This window comes from Micromonospora sonchi, assembly GCF_014646235.1.
Taxonomy (GTDB): Bacteria; Actinomycetota; Actinomycetes; order Mycobacteriales; family Micromonosporaceae; genus Micromonospora; species Micromonospora sonchi.
The window spans coordinates 20,245-38,076 of the sequence record NZ_BMNB01000036.1; the positions used below are offsets into that span (position 1 = coordinate 20,245).

The 17,832-nt window shown below is 73.9% G+C and carries 14 protein-coding genes; 6 read left to right on the forward strand and 8 right to left on the reverse strand.

From position 1 onward, the window contains the following. The first annotated feature begins 170 nt into the window (after positions 1 to 170). The gene (lipA, locus tag IEY61_RS26850) at positions 171 to 1,154 is read left to right on the forward strand and encodes a lipoyl synthase (protein WP_189049248.1); all 984 of its coding nucleotides are present in this window, start codon (positions 171 to 173) and stop codon (positions 1,152 to 1,154) included. 222 nt (positions 1,155 to 1,376) lie between these two features. Here the strand turns inward: lipA and IEY61_RS31555 are convergent, their stop codons facing one another. The 3 genes from IEY61_RS31555 to IEY61_RS26860 all read right to left on the reverse strand — a co-directional run bounded on the left by IEY61_RS31555 (position 1,377) and on the right by IEY61_RS26860 (position 4,529). Continuing rightward, on the reverse strand, positions 1,377 to 1,706 hold the full coding sequence (locus IEY61_RS31555; RefSeq protein ID WP_229706468.1) for a helix-turn-helix domain-containing protein: 330 nt from the start codon (positions 1,704 to 1,706) through the stop codon (positions 1,377 to 1,379). Beyond that, positions 1,682 to 4,273: an ATP-binding protein gene (locus tag IEY61_RS26855; protein ID WP_229706469.1), complete on the reverse strand. Its 2,592-nt coding sequence runs from the start codon at positions 4,271 to 4,273 to the stop codon at positions 1,682 to 1,684. The genes IEY61_RS31555 and IEY61_RS26855 overlap by 25 nt, the downstream gene beginning before the upstream one ends. A gap of 94 nt (positions 4,274 to 4,367) precedes the next feature. Then, positions 4,368 to 4,529, reverse strand: coding sequence for a hypothetical protein (locus IEY61_RS26860; RefSeq protein WP_189049250.1), 162 nt, complete (start codon positions 4,527 to 4,529; stop codon positions 4,368 to 4,370). A 205-nt stretch (positions 4,530 to 4,734) separates the two neighbouring features. Here IEY61_RS26860 and IEY61_RS26865 point away from each other — a divergent pair, with 205 nt between their 5' ends. Beyond that, a complete protein-coding gene (locus IEY61_RS26865; RefSeq protein WP_189049252.1) occupies positions 4,735 to 5,424 on the forward strand; it encodes a DUF4191 domain-containing protein in 690 nt (229 codons plus the stop codon). Between the two features lie 34 nt (positions 5,425 to 5,458). On the opposite strand, the gene IEY61_RS26870 is transcribed toward IEY61_RS26865, so the two are convergent. Beyond that, a complete protein-coding gene (locus IEY61_RS26870) occupies positions 5,459 to 5,791 on the reverse strand; it encodes an RDD family protein (RefSeq protein ID WP_229706476.1) in 333 nt (110 codons plus the stop codon). Positions 5,792 to 6,117: 326 nt separating this feature from the next. Between IEY61_RS26870 and glnA the strand changes: the two genes are divergently transcribed. From glnA to IEY61_RS26885, 3 genes are all read left to right on the forward strand, one after another. Then, positions 6,118 to 7,542: a type I glutamate--ammonia ligase gene (gene glnA, locus IEY61_RS26875; protein ID WP_189049256.1), complete on the forward strand. Its 1,425-nt coding sequence runs from the start codon at positions 6,118 to 6,120 to the stop codon at positions 7,540 to 7,542. Positions 7,543 to 7,660: 118 nt separating this feature from the next. Next, positions 7,661 to 8,020, forward strand: a complete 360-nt coding sequence (locus IEY61_RS26880; RefSeq protein ID WP_189049258.1) for a PadR family transcriptional regulator — start codon at positions 7,661 to 7,663, stop codon at positions 8,018 to 8,020. Continuing rightward, complete coding sequence (locus tag IEY61_RS26885; protein ID WP_189049260.1) at positions 8,017 to 9,006, forward strand: hypothetical protein; 990 nt, start codon at positions 8,017 to 8,019, stop codon at positions 9,004 to 9,006. Before IEY61_RS26880 ends, IEY61_RS26885 begins: the two co-directional genes overlap by 4 nt. A 111-nt stretch (positions 9,007 to 9,117) precedes the next feature. Here the strand turns inward: IEY61_RS26885 and mptB (IEY61_RS26890) are convergent, their stop codons facing one another. Continuing rightward, positions 9,118 to 10,701, reverse strand: coding sequence for a polyprenol phosphomannose-dependent alpha 1,6 mannosyltransferase MptB (gene mptB / locus IEY61_RS26890; RefSeq protein ID WP_189049263.1), 1,584 nt, complete (start codon positions 10,699 to 10,701; stop codon positions 9,118 to 9,120). A 55-nt stretch (positions 10,702 to 10,756) separates the two neighbouring features. Continuing rightward, positions 10,757 to 12,157 (reverse strand): polyprenol phosphomannose-dependent alpha 1,6 mannosyltransferase MptB, encoded by a 1,401-nt coding sequence (mptB, locus tag IEY61_RS26895; RefSeq protein WP_189049265.1) that lies wholly within the window; start codon positions 12,155 to 12,157, stop codon positions 10,757 to 10,759. A 44-nt stretch (positions 12,158 to 12,201) separates the two neighbouring features. Here mptB (IEY61_RS26895) and IEY61_RS26900 point away from each other — a divergent pair, with 44 nt between their 5' ends. After that, entirely contained in the window at positions 12,202 to 13,767 is a 1,566-nt protein-coding gene (locus IEY61_RS26900) for a hypothetical protein (RefSeq protein WP_189049267.1), read from the forward strand. Between the two features lie 16 nt (positions 13,768 to 13,783). On the opposite strand, the gene IEY61_RS26905 is transcribed toward IEY61_RS26900, so the two are convergent. Next, positions 13,784 to 16,978, reverse strand: a complete 3,195-nt coding sequence (locus IEY61_RS26905; RefSeq protein WP_189049269.1) for a bifunctional [glutamine synthetase] adenylyltransferase/[glutamine synthetase]-adenylyl-L-tyrosine phosphorylase — start codon at positions 16,976 to 16,978, stop codon at positions 13,784 to 13,786. Further along, positions 16,978 to 17,745 (reverse strand): type 1 glutamine amidotransferase, encoded by a 768-nt coding sequence (locus IEY61_RS26910; protein WP_189049271.1) that lies wholly within the window; start codon positions 17,743 to 17,745, stop codon positions 16,978 to 16,980. Before IEY61_RS26910 ends, IEY61_RS26905 begins: the two co-directional genes overlap by 1 nt. Positions 17,746 to 17,832 lie beyond the last annotated feature (87 nt).

Here is a 17,832-nt window from a genome sequence, read left to right on the forward strand (position 1 = left end):
CAGGCGTTAAAAGGGGGCCCTTCCTTACACTGCGGGGCACGCTAACATCGCGCGCCGCCGCTGCGTCACGCATTTTCTCCGGCACTGGTGTCCGGTATCACAGGGTTTTTCCGGGTGACGGCGGTCGCCCGCAGTTCATCGACCACCGCCGTGCGGCGTAGGCTCGTTTTGTGACGATCGAGCACTCCGCGCCGACGACCGGCCCGGCCGCGCGTACCGCGACGCCCGCCCCCGAGGGGCGACGGCTGCTGCGGATCGAGGCGCGCAACGCCGAGACGCCGATCGAGCGCAAGCCGCCGTGGATCAAGGTCAAGGCCAAGATGGGCCCGGAGTACACCCAGCTGCGCGGGCTGGTCGCCCGCGAAGGGTTGCACACCGTGTGCCAGGAGGCCGGCTGCCCGAACATCTACGAGTGCTGGGAGGACCGCGAGGCCACCTTCCTCATCGGCGGTGACCAGTGCACCCGCCGCTGCGACTTCTGCCAGATCGACACCGGCAAGCCGGCCGAGTTCGACGCCGACGAGCCGCGCCGGGTGGCCGAGTCGGTGGTGTCGATGGGCCTGCGGTACGCCACCATCACCGGCGTCGCCCGCGACGACCTGCCCGACGGCGGCGCCTGGCTCTACGCCGAGACCGTCCGGCAGATCCACACCCTGCACCCCGGCTGCGGTGTCGAGCTGCTGATTCCCGACTTCAACGCCGTGCCCGAGCAGCTCGCCGAGGTGTTCGGCGCCCGCCCCGAGGTGCTGGCGCACAACGTCGAGACGGTGCCGCGGATCTTCAAGCGGATCCGGCCGGCGTTCCGCTACGAGCGTTCCCTGGACGTCATCCGGCAGGCCCGCGCGGCCGGCCTGGTCACCAAGAGCAACCTGATCCTGGGCCTGGGCGAGGAGCGCGCCGAGATCTCCCAGGCCCTGCGCGACCTGCACGCGGCCGGCTGCGAACTGATCACCATCACGCAGTACCTTCGCCCCTCCCCCCGACACCACCCGGTCGAGCGCTGGGTCAAGCCGGAGGAGTTCGTCGAGCTGAGCGCCGAGGCCGAGGAGATCGGCTTCGCCGGGGTGCTGAGCGGGCCGCTGGTGCGCTCGTCGTACCGCGCCGGCCGCCTCTACCAGCAGGCCCTGGCCGCCCGCCAACCCGCCCTCTCCTGACCCCCGCCGCCCCGCCCCGCCCGCCTGTCCGCCCCGCCTGTCCGCCCCGCCTGTCCGCCCCGCCTGTCCGCCCCGCCTGTCCGCCCCGCCTGTCCGCCCCGCCTGTCCGCCCCGCCTGTCCGGCGATCATGCACTTGTGGTCGCCGTTCTGCGGCCTTCGTCGCTTATGCGGCGACAGAAACTGCAAGATCGACGACGCGGAGGTTGGTGGCGGTGCGGGCGTCAGGAGGGGTTGGTCAGGAGGTTCAGGCGGTGGGCGACGGCGGCGGCCTCCACCCGGTTGGTCACGTCGAGCTTGGCGATGATCCGGGAGACGTGCACGCTGGCCGTCTTCGGTGAGATGAACAGTTGCTCGGCGATCCGACTGTTGCTGAGCCCTTCGGCCACCAGGCGCAGCACCTCCCGTTCCCGCTCGGTGAGCAGGTCCGCACCCGGCCCGGACCGGCCCGCACCCCGCAGACCGATGCGGCGGGCCAGGGTGGCGGCCTGCTCCGCGAGCAGCGCCGCGCCGAGCCCGTCGGCGAGCGTCACGGCCTCGCGTACTGCCGCCACCACCTCCTCCCGCCCCCGGCCCCGGCCGCCACCTCGGCGAAGAGCAGCAACACCCGGGCCAGCGCCGCGGGTTGGCCGGCGGTCCGCCATGCCGCGACCGCGACCCGGCAGGCGGCGAGCGGATCGTCGCCGGGAGCCACCGTGGCGGCGACCTCGGCGGCGTACGCCCGTTCGGCGGGGAACCGGGCCGGGACGGTGACGGCCAGCGCGGCCACCCGTGCGACGAGTTCGTCGTCGGCGGTGTGCCGGGCGACCCGGGCCTGAGCGGCGAGCACCGGCCAGCCGTAGCGGGGGGACGCGACGATCGCCGGATCATCCAGGCTCGCTGCCACGGCACGGAGCGCCTCGGCCCGGTCGTCGGCGGCGAGCGCCGCCGCGAGCCGCAGTTCCACCAGCGGCAGCCGGTGGTGTGGGTGCAGGTACGGCTTGGTGAGGAAGGCGAGCGCCCGGCCCACCGTCTCGTCGGCGCCCGGATGTCCCTGGGCCAGCCGCAGCCCGGCCCGCAGTTGCAGCCAGTGCACCCCGGTCACCCCGGGCGGGTCGAGCCGGGCCGCCTCGGCACACACCTGGTCGGCCTCCGCCCAGCGGCCCAGCGCCACCAACGCCTCGGCCCGGTTGGAGAGCAGGTACGCGCCGGTGGAGCGGCTGATCCCGACCCGACGCGCCTCGGTCATCCCGTCGGCGGCAGCCCGCGCCGACTCCTCGTACCGGCCCAGCTCGAAGAGCACGTCGGAGATGTGCACCAGGGCGCGGACCAGCGCCGGCGTCTCACCGGCGGTGCGGGCCAGCGCCGCACACCGGCGCAGCTCGGCCAGGCCGAGATCCCCCACGCCGTCGCGGCACCGCAGCACCGCGAGCTGCACCGGCAGCAGGGCATCGTTCACCCCGGCGGCCGCCGCGACCGCCCTCACCTCGGCGGCGATCCGGGCCCCGTCGGCCTGGTCGATGCGAGCCAGATTGTTGGCGAGGTCGGCGAGCAGCCGCAGCCGTTCCGGGCCGTCGGGCACCGTGGACGCCAGCCGGTACGCCTCGCGCAGCTCGGTGGCGCCGTCGCTCTTGCCGAGCATGGCCAGCATCCGACCGCGCTGGTCCAGCAGCTGTGCCGCGCGCAACGGCTGAGCCTCGGTGTCCACTTCGGCCAGCGCCGCCCGGGTCAGGGTCAACGCCCGGTGGTAGTCACCGGCGGTGACGGCGGCCCTCAGGGTCTCCTCCAGCAGCGCCAGGTGATCGATGCCGAGCCGTTCGGCCGCGTCGGGCACCAGCTCCCACAGCTCCAGCACCCGTTCCAGCAGCCGCGCCTGCTCGGCGTACGCGTATCGCTCGGCGGCGGCGCAGGCGGCCGCGCGGGCGGCGACCAGGGCGCGTGGGTGGTCATGGGCGGCGTACCAGTGGTGGGCGATCTCGGCCGGGGCGCGCCCGGCGGCGACGAGATGTGGCTGGGCCTCGACGGCGGCGGCGAACCGGGCGTGCAGCCGGGCATGTTCGCCGGGGAGCAACTCGTCGTGCACCGCCTCGCGGACCAGCGCGTGCCGGAACTCGTAGTCGCCGTCAGGGTCGGCCACCAGCAGTTGGGCGGCGACGGCGGCCCGCAGCGCGTCGTCCAGTTCCGGCTCGGGGAGGCCGGCCACCTCGGCGAGCAGCTGATGGGCCAGGCGGATACCGCCGGCCGCGGCGATCCGCAGCACCCGCTGGGCCGGATCGGGCAACCGGTCCACCCGGGCCAGCAGCAGGTCGCGCAGGGTGTCCGGCAGAGCGGCACAGCCGATCGGGCTGCCGGCGGCGGCCAACTCCTCGATGAAGAGCGGATTGCCCTGGGTACGGTCGTGGATGTCGTCGACCGCGCGGGCGGCCGGCTCGTTACCCAGCAGCCCGGCGAGGACCGCCCCGGTGCCGTCCCGGTCCAGCCGTCCCAGCTCGATCCGGTCGACGTCCCGGGCCCGCTCCAGCTCGGCGAGAAACGGCCGCAGCGGATGGCCCCGGTGCAGCTCGTCGGTGCGGTAGGTGCAGACCAGCAGCATCCGTCCGGTGCGCGCGGCCCGCACCAGAAAGCCGATCAGGTCGCGGGTCGACCGGTCGGCCCAGTGCAGGTCCTCGACCACCAGCACCAGCGGTTGGTCGGCGGCGAGGCGGCCGAACAACTCGGCGACCAGGTCGAAGAGGTAACCGCGGGGTGCCTCCGAGGGCGCGATGGCCACCGGCGACACCAGGCCGGCCGGTACCCGGGCCAGCTCCGGCAGCAGGCGGGCGAACTCGGCCTCGTACCCGTCGAAGACGGCGGCGCCGTCGCGGCGCAGCACCGTGCGCAGCGCCGCGGCGAACGGGGCGAACGGCAGACCGGCCTCGCCGAGTTCGAGACACTGGCCCACCAGCAGGCGGGCATCCTCGCCGACCGACCGGCCGAACTCCTCCAGCAGCCGGGTCTTGCCGACCCCGGCCTCACCGCCGACCAGGACGGTGACCGGCTCGCCGGCGCGAGCATGGCCGAGCGCCTCGCTCAGCCGCGTCATCTCGCGCTGACGGCCGACGAGGACGGTGCTGGTGGCGCGGACGGTCACGGCACCGAGCATGCCATGCCCTCCTTTCCCATCCGCACCTCGTGCACCGTCTGTCTGTTAAGAAGGGGCCCCTCCTCTACCCCAGGCGTTAAGAAGGGGCCCTTCCTTACACCTCGCTGTGGGTCGGGCGTCGTCGGCGCGTGAGCCAGTCGCGTGCCGAGCGGCGGGGCAGCGTACGGGCCAGTCGCTCGCGGGCCGCCTCAGCGCGCAGTTCATTGGCGTGCGTACGGTGCAGGGAGAGGAAGAACTCCGAGTCGGTGACGAACATGTCGGGCTCCTTCGGTCATGGTCAACTGCCTGACTCCGACTCTGCTCGCGAAGGTGGCACCGAAGCATTGGTGCGTTGCCCGATCTCTGCCCGCCGCCCCTCCTTACCTCCGGCGGGCGGTCGCGCCGCCCGGCCGTAAGGTACTCAGCGGGCCGAACACGAGGCGCGGATCAACGGCGCGCGGCCGACCACTAGACTCGATGCCATGGCAAAGCCCCAGGAGAAGGTGTCGTTCGGCCAGCGGCTGAAGCAGATCGGGTTGGTGTTCCGGTTCACCGCCAAGCAGGACAAGTGGTTCGCGCCACTGGCCACCGGCGCGGTGCTGATCCCGCTCGCGCTGACCGTGGTCGCGGTCCTTCGTTGGGGCTGGCTGTGGTTGCCGCTGGGCATCCTGTTCGCCCTGCTCTGCCTGCTTATCGTGCTCAACCTCCGGTCCAACCGGGCGATGATGAACGCGGCCGAGGGCCAGCCGGGCGCGGCCGCGCAGATCATGGAGAGCATGCGCGGTGACTGGCGGGTCAAGCCCGCGGTCAGCTCGACCACCCAGATGGACATGGTGCACCTGGTCGTCGGCCGGCCGGGCGTGATCCTGCTGGCGGAGGGAAACCCGCAGCGGGTCCGCGGCCTGCTCGGCCAGGAGAAGCGCCGGCTGGCCAAGGTGATCGGCAACGCCCCGCTCTACGACTACGTGATCGGCCAGGACGAGGGCGAACTGCCGATCCGCAAGCTGCGGATGACGCTGATGCGGTTGCCGCGCAACCTCAGCGGCAAGGACGTCAACGCCCTCGACAAGCGGCTCAAGGCGCTGACCGCCCGCCCGCAGATGCCCAAGGGTGCCGTCCCCAAGAACCTGCGCCCGCCGCGCGGCGCCTTCCGCCAGATGCGCGGTCGCTGACCCGGCTCAGGTGCGCGGTCGACTCCTCCGCGAGCTAGCGGGCGGGGACGACGACCGAGCCGGCGAGGCGGTCGTGCAGCCCGCGACGGTGCTGGTCCATCAACAGGGCGGGCACGACCAGGGCCAGGAGTACGCCGCGCAGCAGGGCCCGGGGCAGGCCGATCCGACCGCCGTCGGTCCAGTCGACGCAGCGGACCCGGGTCAGGTACATGCCCGGGGTCTGCGCGAACAGCCCGAGGAAGACGGCGTACTCCACGATCAGCACGGCGGGCGGCGCCCAGGCGTCCCGGGCGGGGCTGGCGAACAGGCCCGCCGCGAGCAGGCAGAGCACCCAGTCGATGACCAACGCCCCGAATCGCCGGCCCAGGTCGGCCGGGGTGAAGGCGGGGTCCGCAGCGGGCGGTGTCGGGCGGCGGGGCTCGGTGGTCACAGCGGACAAGCCTAACCAGGCGTGCGTACGGCTCCGGGACCCAGGCCAGACGCGGAGCGCCGAAACGGACCAATAGCACCAATTATCGTTACACTGACGCCGATCGGACTCGTCCCTCGGCCTCGGGGTCCGGCCGGGCCAGCGGGAGTGACGCAGCGCGAGGGACGTAACACGGCAGAAACACTGGAGACATGGCCGGGCAACCGGGCGGTCATAGCGTCGCCAAGGAGCCCAGCCACCCCGTGGACGTGCCAGGAGGACGAGTGTTCGCCAATCCCGAGGAACTCCTGCGTTACCTCAAGAACGAGGACGTGAAGTTCGTCGACGTACGTTTCTGTGACCTGCCCGGCGTGATGCAGCACTTCAACATGCCGGTGGAGTCCGTCGACGACGACTTCTTCACCGACGGTCTCGCCTTCGACGGTTCGTCGATCCGGGGCTTCCAGGCGATCCACGAGTCGGACATGCTCCTGCTCCCGGACGTCGCGACCGCCTTCATCGACCCCTTCCGCGCGCAGGAGACCCTGGCGCTGAACTTCTTCATCCACGACCCGTTCACCCGGGAGGCGTACAGCCGCGACCCGCGCAACGTGGCGAAGAAGGCCGAGGCGTACCTGGCGGCCAGCGGCATCGCCGACACCGCGTACTTCGGCGCCGAGGCGGAGTTCTACATCTTCGACTCGATCCGCCACGAAACCTCGGCGCACCAGTCGTACTACCACATCGACTCGATCGAGGGCGCCTGGAACACCGGTCGCGAGGAGGACGGCGGCAACCGCGGCTACAAGACCGCCTACAAGGGCGGCTACTTCCCGGTACCGCCCGTCGACCACTACGCCGACCTGCGCGACAGTATCGTGCGTCGGCTGGTCGACAACGGCTTCACCGTCGAGCGCTCACACCACGAGGTCGGCACCGCCGGCCAGTCGGAGATCAACTACAGGTTCTCCACCCTGCTGCAGGCGGCCGACCAGCTCCAGCTCTTCAAGTACATCGTGAAGAACGAGGTCTGGGCCAACGGCAAGACCGCCACCTTCATGCCGAAGCCGCTCTTCGGTGACAACGGCTCCGGCATGCACACCCACCAGAGCCTCTGGCTGGGCGGCGAGCCACTGTTCTACGACGAGACCGGCTACGCCGGCCTGTCCGACACCGCCCGCTGGTACATCGGCGGCCTGCTGCACCACGCGCCCTCCCTGCTGGCCTTCACCAACCCGACGGTCAACTCGTACCGCCGCCTGGTGCCGGGCTTCGAGGCGCCGGTCAACCTCGTCTACTCCCAGCGCAACCGGTCCGCCTGCACCCGCATCCCCGTCACCGGCAGCAACCCCAAGGCCAAGCGCGTCGAGTTCCGGGTACCCGACCCCTCGGCCAACGTCTACCTCGCCTTCTCCGCGATGCTCATGGCCGGCCTCGACGGCATCAAGAACAAGATGGAACCACCGGCCCCCATAGACAAGGACCTCTACGACCTTCCGCCGGAGGAGTGGGGCAACGTCAAGCAGGTGCCGGGCACGCTGCCCGAGGTGCTGAACGCGCTGGAGGCCGACCACGACTACCTGCTCGACGGCGGCGTCTTCACCTCCGACCTGATCACCACCTGGGTCGACTGGAAGCGGACCAACGAGGTCGACCCGGTACGCCTGCGCCCGACCCCGCACGAGTTCGCCATGTACTACGACTGCTGACCACGTTCCGCGCATCCCGGGCCGGCTCCGCATTCGCGGGACCGGCCCGAGCGCTGCGCGGGACCGGCCCGAGCGTGTTGGGGCCGCCGCATACCTTCGCGTCCGTTATATTGAGCGCGTGGACACTCCGTTGCGCGAACCCACGTTCCTCATCCTCACCGCGCTGGCCCGCGAGCCGATGCACGGCTACGCGATCATCGGCGAGGTCGCCGCCCTATCGGCCGGACGGCTCTCGCTGCGTCCCGGCACCCTCTACGGCGCGCTGGACCGGCTCACCGACGCCGGCCTGGTCGAGCTCGACCGGGAGGAGACCGTCGACGGACGGCTGCGCCGCTACTACCGTCTCTCCCCCGCCGGGGACGCCACGCTCGCCGCCGAAACCGAACGGCTGCGGCACAACGTCGAGGCTGCCACCGAGCGGCTGCGCGCCCGCCGGGTCCAGCCGCTGGCTCCGCGTACCGCCGGAGGGTTGGCATGACCGAGTTGGAACGCCGCTACCGGCGACTGTTACGGGCATACCCGACGGACTACCGGCGCGACCGCGGCGACGAGATCGTCGGGACGTACCTCGACCTGGCCGGCCCAGGACGGCGCTGGCCCTCCCTCGCGGACGCCGCGGACCTCGGGCGCGGCGGCCTCCGCCAGCGGCTGCGCGCCGCCGGCGCCACCGACCTGATCCCCGGGGTACGCCTCGCCGGCCTGCTCGCCCTGATCACCGCCGCCTTCCTGGCCGGCTTCTGGACCCTCGTCGAGCGCAACGGCCCGGACCCTGAGTTGGGCGTACCGGGCTTCGGCCCGTTCGTCTCGGTAGGCGTGATCGCCTGGCTCGCCTGGCTGGCACCGGCGCTGCTCATGCTCTTCGCACCGGGTCGCCCAACCCGGGTGGCGGTCACCGTGGCGGTGCTGGCGACCGCGATGGTTCCGGTGGTGAGCGGGCTCGCCGACGTGCCCCGACCGCCGCTCTACGCCCTGGCCTCACAGTTCGCGCTCGGGGTGCTGGCGCTCGCAGTGGGCAACCGCCTGCCACTGCCGGCCCGAGCCCTGCCGGGCACAGCGGCGCTCGCCGGTGCCGGGACCGCCCTCTTCCTGGTCGGACCCGCTCACTGGAGCTGGTACGGCTGGAGGCCCGAGGACATCCTGCCGGCCACCGGTGGGATGCTGCTGGCGCTCGCCATCGTGCTGGCGATCGGCCTGGGCATACGGCGCGACGCGCAGGGCGGCTGGACGGTGGCCGCCCTGCTCACGCCGATCGGGCTGCTCAGCGTGCACATCCTGGCCGGGATCGTGGACGCCGTCGCCAGCGGCGCCCCCCGCCCGACCTACCCGACCCTGATCGCCACCGCCGTCGCCGTCGCCCTGCTCGGCCCGGCCCTCCTGCCGGCCGCCGTAGCCCTGCGCGGCCGGTACGGCACCGGTCGCGCCCGGCCGCTCGAGCCCTGCCCCACCTGCGGCGCACCCCGCTGACCAACCGTCCACCGGCCTCACCGGCCGGCCGTCCGGCGGGCAGGCTGAACGGACACCTAGATCGTTGGCGGCCCAACTGCACGACACGCCGGGGCAGCAGCAGCTGAGCCGTCAACGATCGGAGGCCCACCCGGTGGGCGGGCAGCGGAGGCGGCGCAGGGCCCAGAGGACGGCGGCGATCACCAGCACGGTCATCGCCACCGCGCCGGGTGCCTTCACCAGCCGGGCCACGTTGGTGCCGTCCGGCAGGGCGAGGAAGGACGCCGCCGCACACGGGAGCACGAACCAGCCGGCCCGGTTCGCCGACACGGCGAGCACGGCCAGCGGCCAGGTCGCGTACCAGGGGTGGAACACCGGCGCCAGCACCACCGTGGCGGCCAGCGCCACCCCCGCACCGACGAGCCCCGCCTGCACCCCCGGTATGTTGATCATGAGGCTATCGGGCAGCGCTTTCCCATCCGCCAACCTCATGATCGACGATTTTTCGCGGGCGCGTAGCGCGGACCAGGTCCGCCACCAGAGGAGCACCAGCAACGCGGCCAGCAGCACCAGACCGACGGTGCGCGCCATTCGCACCGCGTCGGGCTGTCGGCCGACCAGCTCGCCGGCGTAGTCGACGACCATGCCGACGGCGGTGGGCGGCGACGTCCACTGCACGGTGTCGCCGCTGCGGACCAGCCCGGCGAGCCAACCCGGCCCGAGACCGGACAGCAGCGAGGGCACCAGCAGCCCACCGAGCACCCCGACGGCGAGCGGACCACCGTCGCGCAGCAACGCCGGCCAGGTGTACCGGCCACGCACGGCGGCCAGTGCCGCGAACGGCAGCACCACCACGGCGGTGGCCTTCACCGACACCGCCAGCCCGAGCAGCACCCCTGACCCCACCTGCGGCACCGCGACCAATTGGCTCGGTCGCCGGACCAGGATCAGCAGGGCGGGCAGGAGCAGGCCGAGCATCACCGCGTCGTTGTGCGCCCCGGCCACCAGGTGCACGCCCACCAGCGGGCAGGCCAGCAGCAGCCAAGTCGCCCGCCGGGCCGGCACACCGGCCGCCCGGGCCAGACCGGGCAGGCAGGCCGCCGCCGCCAACAGCCCGGCCACCGCCAGCACCCGCAGCAGCACCACCGTGCCGACCAGGCCGCCGCCGAGCACCACGGCCAGCGCGGCGAGCAGCACGAAGAACGGTCCGTACGGCGCCGGGGTGTCCCGCCAGACCGGCGCGACCGCCGTCAGCCAGGGGCAGCCGGCCGCAGCCACCCCGGTGACGTACGGATCGCCACCGTCGGCGTACACCCAGCCCTGACAGGCGTACGAGTAGACGTCCCGACTGCCCAGCGGCGCGCTGAACAGCAGGGGCAGTGACCACAGCCCGGCGGTGACGTACGCCCACCGGGTCGACGGTGCCCCGTCGCGCAACGCCCACCAGGCCCAGACCATGGCGGCGGTGCCCGCCAGCCAGAGCACCACGGTCAGTGGGCCGTCGCCGGAGTCCCAGACTCGGGTGGTGGACCTCTCGTCCGGTAGCGCACCGCCCAGGAAACCTGCGGTGGTCAGCGGCAGCGCTCCGGCCAGCCCAAGCCAGCGGACGATCCGGTAACGGCCGGTGGCCGACCGGGCATCGGGACCGGTGGCCGACCGGGCGTCACGGCCGGTGGCGGAGGCCGGGCCGGAGCGGGGGGCGCCGGGGTCGGCCACCGGCGGACCTCTCCTCAGTCGGCGAAATCCGGGCGGCGAGCAGCCCGCACCGTCCTCAGTCGGCGGGAACCGGGCGGCGGGCCGCCCGAGCCGACCGTACCAAGCGAACCGCCACCACGATCACGAACAGCGTCATCAGCGGCGCACCGACCGTCTTGGTGTACCGGGGCAGCCCGGTGCCGTCGGCCAGCACGTGGAAGGCGGAGAACACCGCCACCGCGCTGAACCACCAGGTGCGGTGGGCCGTGGCGGCGAGCACGGCCAGCGGCCAGAACCAGTACCACGGGTGGAACAGCGGAGCCAGCGCCACCGTCGCGGTCAGCGCCAGCCCGGCGTGCCACAGCGGCTCCCGGTGGCGGGCCCGGAACCACAGCCACACCAGCAGCGCCGCCAGCACCACCACGGCGATCCCACGGGTCACCGGCAGCGCGTCGACGTGCAGACCGAACGGCAGCAGCAGGTAGCCGATGGTCTGCCCGACGGCGGTCGGCGGCGAGGTCCAGGCGATCACCTCGTTGCCGTGGGACAGCCCGGTGATCCAGCCGAAGTTCAGCCCGGCGGCGGCAGTCACCCCGAGCAGCGTGGCCACCGCCCCGCCGACCACCGGCGTACCGTCGCGCAGCAGCCCGCGCAGGGAGAACCCGCCGGCGATCGCGGCGAGCGCCGCGAACGGGACCACCACCAGGGCGGTCACCTTGATTCCGGCGGCCAGGCCGAGCACCACCCCGCCGGCCAGCAGCGGCCAGCGACGGCCCGGCCGGCTGACCACCACGGCCAGCCCGGCCACCAGCAGCCCGACCATCAGCGCGTCGTTGTGCACCCCGGAGATCAGGTGCACCCCCACGATCGGGCTGGCCAGGGCCAGCCAGAGCGCCCGCTCGACCGGTACGCCGCAACGCCGGGCCAGCACCGGCAGGCAGGCCGCGGTCAGCACCACGCCGGCTACCGCGAGCACCCGGAACAGCGCGATGCTGCCGAGCAGCGAGCCGGTCGCGGCGACCACCGCACCGGAGATCACCACGAACAGCGGCCCGTACGGCGCCGGGGTGTCCCGCCAGATGTACGACATGGTGTCCAGCCAGGGGCAGGGCAGGGTGGAGACCCCGTGCTCGTACGGGTTGATGCCGTTGGAGTAGCTGGCGCCCTGGCAGGCGTACGCGTAGGCGTCCCGGCTGCCCAGCGGCGGCGTGACCAGGAACGGCAGCAGCCACAGCCCGGCGGTGGTCAGGGCCCACCGGACCGACGGCACCCGGTCGCGCAGCACCCACCAGGCGACCGCCATGGCGGCGGTGCCGAACAGCCACAACCCGATGATCGCCGGACCGTTCGTGCCCTGCCAGATCTTCAGCGGGGTGGGTCGCAGATCCGCGTTGGGCAGGGCACCGCCGAGGAACGCGGCCACGGCGAGCATGATCGAGCCGGCAAATCCGATCCAGCGCACGAGGTGATGGGGCACGCCCGTCATGCTGCCAGTACCGTGATCGCGGTACGGAGGTGGGCATGCGGGGCAGTCGGGTGGTGATGCTGGCTGCCGCGTTCGCCGGGGCGCTCGGTGTGGCGTACCTCATCCTGCCGGTGATGGGTTCGGACCTGGCGGCGCAGGTGGCCCGGGCCGACTTCTTCGCCGCGCACGGCCCGGCCCCGATCGACCTGCGTTGGTACGGCGGGGTCCAGCAGTTCGGCTACAGCCTCCTCGCCCAGCCGGTGATGGCCCTGCTCGGGGTACGCCTCACCGGTGTGCTGGCCCTGGTCGCGGCGGCGACCGCGTTCGCCGCGCTGCTGGCGCGTACCCGGGTGCCCCGCCCGCTGCTCGGCAGCCTGGTCGGGGTGGCCACCATCGCCGGCAACCTGGTTGCCGGCCGGGTGACGTACGGCCTCGGGGTGGCCTTCGGCCTCGCCGCTCTGCTCGCCCTCACCTGGTGCCCCCGGCCTGCAAGCGGCTGGGCGCGGCTGGCGCTGGCCGGGGCCGGAGCGCTGCTCGCCTCCGCGACCAGCCCGGTGGCCGGTCTCTTCGTCGGTCTGGCGGGGGTGGCGCTGCTGCTGTCCCGCCGCTACGCCGACGGGCTGACCCTCGCGGTGGCGGCGGCCCTGCCGCTGGGCGCCACGGCGGTGCTCTTCGGTGACGGTGGCTGGATGAACATCAGCCGCACCGACACGGTCCGGGCCACGGCGACCGCCCTGCTGGTGGCGGCGCTGGTCGGCTACCGCCCGGTGCGGATCGGCGCGCTGCTGGCAGCGGGCGGGGTGGTCGCGGCGGCGTTGGTGCACACCCCGGTCGGACTGAACGCCACCCGGCTGGCGGCCATGTTCGCGCTGCCGCTCCTGGCCGCCGCAGCTCACCGCCCCACCTGGCCGGCGCGGCCGGCCCGGCGGGGGGTGGCGGCGGGCGCGCTGGCCGCGCTGCTGGCGGCGGTCTGCTGGTGGCAGCCGCCGGTGGTGCCCGCCGACCTGCGCGGCATCGGCGATCCGACCAGCGATCCCGGCTACTTCGCCCCGCTGCGCGCCGAGTTGGACCGCCGCGGGCTGATCGGCCGGCTGGAGGTGCCGCCAACCCGCAACTACTGGGAGGCCGCCCGGCTCGGCGACCTGCCGCTGGCCCGGGGCTGGCTACGGCAGGCCGACATCGGCCGCAACCCGCTGTTCTTCACCACCGTGCCCGGCGCCGCCGGCACCGGCGTGCCGCTGACCGCGGAGAGCTACCGGAGCTGGCTGGACGAGAACGCGGTGCAGTACGTCGCGGTGCCCGACGCGCCGCTGTCCTGGGTCGGCCGGGCCGAGGCCGAGCTGGTCGTGGCGGGTCTGCCGTACCTGACGGAGGTGTGGTCGGAGCGGCGGTGGCGACTGTACGCGGTAACCGAGCCGAGGCCACTGGTCGGGCCGCCCGGCGAGTTGCTCCGCGCCGACGGCGCTTCGATCACCTTCCGCGCCTCCCGCCCCGGCCCGGTGCCGGTCCGCATCCGGCACAGCCGCTGGCTGACCGCCTCCGGTGGCGCGACGGTCTCCGCCGCCGGTGACTGGACGACGGTGATCGTCCCGCGCGCCGGGACGTACACCCTCGGCAGCTGAACCCGCCCGCCCTTCCTTACATCTCCAGCAGGCGTTGGGTGGCGGCGCGGGAGCGGCGGCCGGTGCGCAGGTACTCGTCGAGGAACTCGCCCGGGTCGTCGCCGCCGAGCAGCCGGGCCACGCCGGCCAGCTCCACGCCGTGCCGGGGCAGTTGGTCGCCGGCGCGGCCCCGGATCAGCATCAGCGCGTTGCGGACCTGTGCCGCGAGGGTCCAGCCGGCCGCCATCGCCTCGGCGTCCGCCGGGTCCACCAGGCCCGCGTCCCGGGCGGCGGTGAGCGCGTCGAGGGTACGCGTACCGCGCAGCTGCGGGTACGCCCCCGCGTGCCGCAGCTGGAGCAGCTGCACCGCCCACTCCACGTCGGCCAGGCCGCCCCGGCCCAGTTTGGTGTGGGTGGCCGGGTCGGCGCCCCGGGGCAGCCGTTCGGTCTCCACCCGCGCCTTGATCCGGCGGATCTCGACGACCTGCTCGCGGGTCAGCCCGTCGGCCGGGTACCGGACCGGATCGACCAGCTGCTCGAAGCGGGTGCCCAGCTCGGCGTCGCCGCAGACGTAGCGGGCCCGCAGCAGGGCCTGAGCCTCCCACACCCGAGACCAGCGGGCGTAGTACTGCCGGTACGCGCCGAGGCTGCGGACCAGTGGACCCTCCCGGCCCTCGGGACGCAGGTCGGCGTCGACGCCGAGCGCCGGATCGGGGGCGGGCATGCCGAGCAGCCGGCGCAGTTCCTCCGCGATGGCCTGGGCGGCGGTGCTGGCCGCGCGCTCGCTGGCACCTTCCAACGGCTGGTAGACGAAGAGCACGTCGGCGTCGGAAAGGTAGTTGGACTCGTAGCCGCCGAGCCGGCCCATCCCGATCACCGCGAACTCCAGTTCCGGCATGGCCGGCCGGGCGGCCCGCGCGGCGCGCAGCGCGGCGGCGAGGGTGGCGTCGGTGACGGCGGCCAGTGCGGAGCCGACCGCCGTGATGTCGGCCAGGCCGGGTGTGGCGCGGTCACCGTCCGGACGCGACGGAGCGAGCGACCCGGCGCGGCTGAGCACGTCGGCGCAGGCGAGGCGGAGCAGTTCCCGCCGGCGCAGCGCGCGTACCGCCCGGATGGCCTCGACCGGGTCGTCGGCGTGCCGGGTCGCGGCGGCGGCGAAACCGTCGCAGAGCACCTCGCGCGGCCGGGGCCTCAGCTCGCTCTCGTCGGCCAGCAGGCGCAGCGCCTCCGGCTCGCGGGCCAGCAGGTCGCTGACGTAGCGGGAGGAGGAGAGCACCCGGGCCAGCCGGCGGGCCACCGGCCCGGAGTCGCGCAGCAGCCGGAGATACCAGGGGCTGCGGCCGAGGGAGTCGGAAACCTGGCGGTAGCTCAGCAGGCCACGGTCCGGTTCGGGGGCGTCGGCGAACTCGCTGAGCAGCACCGGCAGCAGGGTGCGCTGGATTGCCGCGGTGCGGCTCACTCCGCCGGTGAGGGCCTGGAGGTGACGCAGCGCCCCGGCCGGGTCGGCGAAGCCGAGAATCTCCAGCCGGTTGCTTGCCGCCTCCGGGGTCAGCCGCAACCCGTCGGCCGGCACCCGGGCCACCGACTCCAGCAGCGGCCGGTAGAGCAGTTTGGCGTGCAGTCGGCGTACCTCGGTGGCGTGGGTGACCCACTCGGCGCGGAACTCCTCGACGGCGCTGCGCCCCGGGGTGGCGGTGTAGCCGAGCGCGGCGGCGAGCCAGCGCAGCGCCCCCGGTTCGGCCGGCACGGTGTGGGTACGCCGCAGGCCCTGTAGTTGCAGGCGGTGCTCGACGCCGCGCAGGAAGCGGTAGCCGTTCAGCAGCGCCTCCCCGTCGGCCCGGCCGACGTAGCCGCCGGTGACCAGCGCCCGTAGGGCCGGAATGGTGCCGGGGGCGCGCAGCGACTCGTCGCCGCGCCCGTGCACCAGTTGCAGCAGCTGCACCGCGAACTCGATGTCGCGCAGCCCGCCCGGGCCGCGTTTGATCTCGCGTTCCAGCTCCTTCGGCGGGATGTTGTCGATGATTTTCCGCCGCATGGCCCGGACGTCCTCGACCGCCTCCGGGCGCTCGGCCGCCTGCCAGAGCAGGGGTGCCAGGGCGTCGATCCACTCCCGGCCCAGCGCCAGGTCGCCGGCGGCCGGGCGGGCCTTGAGCAGGGCCTGGAACTCCCAGGTACGCGCCCACCGCCGGTAGTACGCCAGGTGGCTGGCGAGCGTACGCACCAGCGGGCCCCGGTTGCCCTCCGGGCGCAGTGCCGCGTCGACCGGCCAGGCAACCAGGCCACAGATGTGGATCAGTCGGGTGGCCACGGTGGTGGCGGTGGTCAGGTCGTCGTCCTCGGCGGCCACGAAGATCACGTCGACGTCGGAGACGTAGTTCAGCTCGCCGCCGCCGCACTTGCCCATCGCCACCACCGCGAGCCGAGGGCGCCGGGTGCCCTCGGGCAGCTCGCCGACGGCGATCGCGTACGCGGCCGAGAGGGTGGCGTCGGCCAGCGTGGAGAGCGCAACCATGGTCTGTTCCAGGCTGCGCCCGCCGGTCAGGTCCGCCGCCGCGATGCGCAGCAGCGCCAGCCGGTACGCGCGGCGCAGCGCGGCGATGGGACTGCCGGCACCAGCCCGACCCGGCCCGGAAGCCGTGGCGCGGTTCGGCCCGGAAACCGTGGCGCGGTTCGGCGGTGCCGCCGACGCCCACCCCGGGTCGAGCCGTCCGTCGGCGACCGGGGCGAGCCCGTCCGGTCCGGTGCGCAGCATCGGCCACTGGTCGGGGTTGGCGACGAGATGGTCCCCCAGCGCGGAAGAGGCGCCCAGCACGGCAATCAGCCGCCGGCGCAGCCCCGGATCGTCGGCCAGGGCGGCGAGCAGCGCGGAGCCCGCGCCGATCCCGGCGGAGTCACCGGTCGCCGTGCCGCCCGTGCCCGCCGAACCGCCCGCCCCGGTGCCACCACCCGCTGTGGCGCCACCACCCGCCCCGGCGCCACCGTTCGCGCCGGCTTCGGCCCGCCGCTCGGCCTCGACGAGCCGGTGCAGCTGGCGCAGCGCCAGATCCGGGTCGGCGGCCCGGGACAGCGCGGTGAGCAGCTCCCCGGCTCGCTCGTCGGTGGGTTCCTGCGGCTGTGGGCGCCACAGGCCGAGCCCGTCGGGGCCGAGCAGGTCGGCGGCCCGGGCGCCGCCGTCGTCGGCGCGGATGCCGAAGCCGTAGCGGGCCAGCCGGCCGCTGGTCGGCCGGCCCATCACTGCCCGAGCAGCGGCAGGCTGCGGCGCGGCGCGGCGTCGTCCAGCTCGCCCAGGGCGAGTGCGGCGAACCGGGCGGCGAACGGCTGCCACACGTCCTCGATGTCGGCCAGCACCGCGTGGCAGGCGGCGACCACCAACTGCGGGTCGTAGCCCAGCTCGGCCAGCAGTGCCGAGTCGGTGGCCCAGTCGACGATCATCGCCGGGTCGCACTCGATGTGGAACTGCAGGCCCCAGGCCCGGTCGCCGAGGCGGAACGCCTGGTGCGGGTAGCGGGAGGAGGCGGCCAGCAGGGTGGCCCCGGCGGGCAGTTCGGTGATCTCGTCGGCGTGCCACTGGAGGACGTCCGGGATCAGCGGCACGTACCGGAAGAGCAGATCGTTCTCGGCGGCGTCGCGCCGGCCGACCACGGCGGGCCCGACCTCCGGCCCGGACGGGCTGCGCTCGACCGTGCCGGCGTGCGCGGTGGCGAGCAGTTGCGCCCCGAGGCAGATGCCCAGCGTCGGCGTGCGGTGCCGGACCGCCTTGCGCAGCAGCCCCTCCACGGCCGGGAACCACGGCGCCCCGGGCGATCCGTCGGGGCGCGGGTACGCCTGCCGGTCGCCGCCGAGCACCACCAGCGCGGCGTACCCGTCGAGGTCGGCGGGAAGTTCGTCGCCCGCGTGCGGACGGGTCACCGACAGGTCGAGGCCGGCTTCGGTCAGCCACTCACCCAACCGGCGTACGTCGTCGTCCGGGTCGTTCTCGATCACCAACGCGGTTGCCACGCCGTCGAGGCTATCCGGTCCCGCCGACGGCAGCGGTGCGCGGGACTAGGCTCTTGCGCTGTGTCCGACCACACCGCCCCCGACCAC

Excerpts from the sequence above, each read along its gene's own strand:
- IEY61_RS26855 (WP_229706469.1), bottom strand. The coding sequence starts at position 4,273 with ATGCTCGGTGCCGTGACCGTCCGCGCCACCAGCACCGTCCTCGTCGGC.
- IEY61_RS26860 (WP_189049250.1), bottom strand. The coding sequence starts at position 4,529 with ATGTTCGTCACCGACTCGGAGTTCTTCCTCTCCCTGCACCGTACGCAC.
- IEY61_RS26865 (WP_189049252.1), top strand. The coding sequence starts at position 4,735 with ATGGCAAAGCCCCAGGAGAAGGTGTCGTTCGGCCAGCGGCTGAAGCAG.
- IEY61_RS26885 (WP_189049260.1), top strand. The coding sequence starts at position 8,017 with ATGACCGAGTTGGAACGCCGCTACCGGCGACTGTTACGGGCATACCCG.
- IEY61_RS26900 (WP_189049267.1), top strand. The coding sequence starts at position 12,202 with ATGCGGGGCAGTCGGGTGGTGATGCTGGCTGCCGCGTTCGCCGGGGCG.
- IEY61_RS26905 (WP_189049269.1), bottom strand. The coding sequence starts at position 16,978 with ATGGGCCGGCCGACCAGCGGCCGGCTGGCCCGCTACGGCTTCGGCATC.